The sequence below is a fragment of the Moorena sp. SIO4E2 genome (genome assembly GCF_010671945.1).
Classification (GTDB): domain Bacteria; phylum Cyanobacteriota; class Cyanobacteriia; order Cyanobacteriales; family Coleofasciculaceae; genus Moorena; species Moorena producens.
In genome coordinates this window covers 1-2,584 of sequence record NZ_JAAHIE010000829.1, presented here as the reverse complement: position 1 = coordinate 2,584, position 2,584 = coordinate 1, and the positions used below count along the sequence as shown (strand labels likewise).

The window sequence follows — 2,584 nt, the reverse complement described above, 5'->3', positions numbered from 1 at the left end:
TATTAAACTAAGCCGCAGAGTTACCTCTGCGACTCGTCTCCAAAACCGTACGTGACAGTTTCCCGTCATACGGCTCCTCATGATAGGAACACACTTTCATTGGTACCTCCACATTAGAAAGGATTGTCATCTAGCTTAGAGGAGTCGTTACTTGACTCAATACACTTTGGATTGACTTTAGTTCTATGTTTTACATCGTGGCAATGTAGGTGGAGTAGCTCAAGATTCCTGAGTTGGTCGTTTCCACCTTGTGCGCGTGGTATTATGTGATGCGTTTCCAATAAATCTCCATCTCTGAATGTGAGACCACAATCAGCACATTTCCCTTCCTGTCTTTTCAGAAGTTTACCCTTCTGGCTAGTCATTTCAGGGTGTTTTTGCATTCGGTTGCTCCAGTACACTAGGTCACCATCGAAAGGACTTCTGGATTCTTTGACCTTTACATGCCTTACAATTTTTGTTTTGGCATGTTTCGGGAGATAGTTCTCCTCATTTGTCATGAATACCCAGTTATCTATCTTTGGTGCTTCCCATGGTTCTTTTGGTTTTTCAACCTTAGTTCCCCAGTACTTTTTATTCACCCAGGTTTTTGATTTGTTTGGATGTCTCCTGTATCCCCATCTTTGAAGTTTGTTCCAGAGCATGTTGTCCAAATCTGAGAATGTTTCGCTACTTACGACACTGCGATTATAGTTACACCATCCTCTTATTATGGGTTTTAGATGCCTGATTAGGGCGTTTTGTGGGGCGGCTTTGTGTTTACTTATTTCACTTGATAGTCGCTTCCAGTGCTCTTTTACTTTTTCTTTGGATGGTTTGATGATGGTTTTAAAACCCTGTTTCGACTGATTTTTTCCTACTGGGTATTGACGGATATTAAATCCTAGAAAGTCAAATCCTTTAAAGGTGTGTGTCAGTTTGGTTTTTTCGGGTTTTAGTTCCAGGCCGATATCTCTCAACCATTCGCTGATGATTCTCTGACATTCTTCTACCACTTCTTTGGATTTATGTGTTATGACGAAATCGTCTGCATATCGGATTAACTTTAATGCTTTTTTGTTATCCCGTTTGCATCCGGGTAAGGTTTGGGCATATTCGTTTATCCTGTTTTCCATTCCGTGGAGGGCTATGTTCGCTAAAAGCGGGGATATTATTCCGCCTTGAGGAGTGCCTTCGTTTGTAGGTGAGAATGTTTCCTTATCTATTACTCCTGCTTTTAACCAGTTTTTGATTAATCGCTTCATAGATGGGTAGGTATTTATTTTTGAGAGAAGAGCGTCGTGGTTGATTTTATCGAAGCATTTAGATATATCGGCGTCTAGTACCCATTTGGGTTTTTGACTGATACATTTAAATATTGCTTCAATTGCATCATGACATGACCTTCCTAGTCTAAAGCCATATGAGTTTGGTTCAAAGACCGCTTCCCATTCTGGCTCTAATGCTTGTTTTGCCAAGGCTTGGAGTGCCCGGTCGTAAATAGTGGGTATCCCTAAGGGGCGTTTTTCTTTACGACCAGGTTTATCAATCCAAACTCTACGGGTTGGTTGAGGTTTTTTGTACAGTTTGAGGTTGGCTACTAAGACGAGGCGTTGTTTGCCTTTTAAAGCTTTTTTCCCGTCTATTCCGGCAGTCTTTTTACCTTTATTCTGTTGTGTTACCTTCCTTACCGCCAGCATCTTAGCTGACCAGGATTTCATTAGAGTCTTTTGTAACCTTCTAACCACGCGAACGTCACCACGAACAGAGGCTCGATATATTCGTTTTTGCAACTTAAATACGGTTCTTTCTAGCTTGCGCCAATCGACCCGATTCCATTCCGACTGTGGGGCGAACCCCCGAGTTTTAGACTTATTCATTGCTACTTACAACCATATCTTTTCCCATCACGTGAGTCCGTCAGCGTATTCTAGGTATTACCCTAGACGTTTGCTTCTGACTCAATCTTTCCTACACAGGCCATGTGGCTAACTACCTACTTAAGAAATCGACCTTTCTTAAGAGCACCTGTGAGGTTACTTCGTTCCTGATAACCATTCTGTTGAACTTTTAGGGTGATACTATCCACCGGAAACTTAGGGAAATCATTATAGGGAAATTCAACCTTATAATCCTTTATTTTTCGTTGACTTTTTGTCTATAGCGTGTCAGCCTTATTACGCTATTGTACAATGACGATGGTTCCTGCGTATCTTCCTCTCGTACCCGTGAGTTCATTTGCCTGTTACTAACTCCACCTTAAGGTTGGTAGAGCTTCACTATTTGACCCCGCTTTACCCGCTTAGTTTGTTATGACTCAGTGAGTAGGGGTAAGGCTGTCGCTCGGATTTCACGAGGGTTGGTATTTCACCAACATGGTTATCAAGTTGTCAAGGTTCTGTTACCTTGCGGCTAATCCCCCATACCTTTTATTAGGTAAGGTTTCTAGCCAACGAGTCGCACAAATTTCCCTGTACCTGATCCAGCCCGGGGGTAATTAATTTGTGAACAAAAATCGTGAAATTCTTTCCCTTCTTACCCCTCTCTCCCTCTTCTGGTGTTTCACCACTCAAATCGGATTGCTATCGATCAGCAGCTTAGTAGT

General features: G+C 42.1%; 1 protein-coding gene. It reads right to left on the bottom strand.

The window, feature by feature from the left end; genetic code table 11:
- Nucleotides 1-113 precede the first annotated feature (113 nt).
- Nucleotides 114-1,859, bottom strand: coding sequence for a group II intron reverse transcriptase/maturase (gene ltrA / locus F6K37_RS37785; protein WP_287256165.1), 1,746 nt, complete (start codon nt 1,857-1,859; stop codon nt 114-116).
- Nucleotides 1,860-2,584 lie beyond the last annotated feature (725 nt).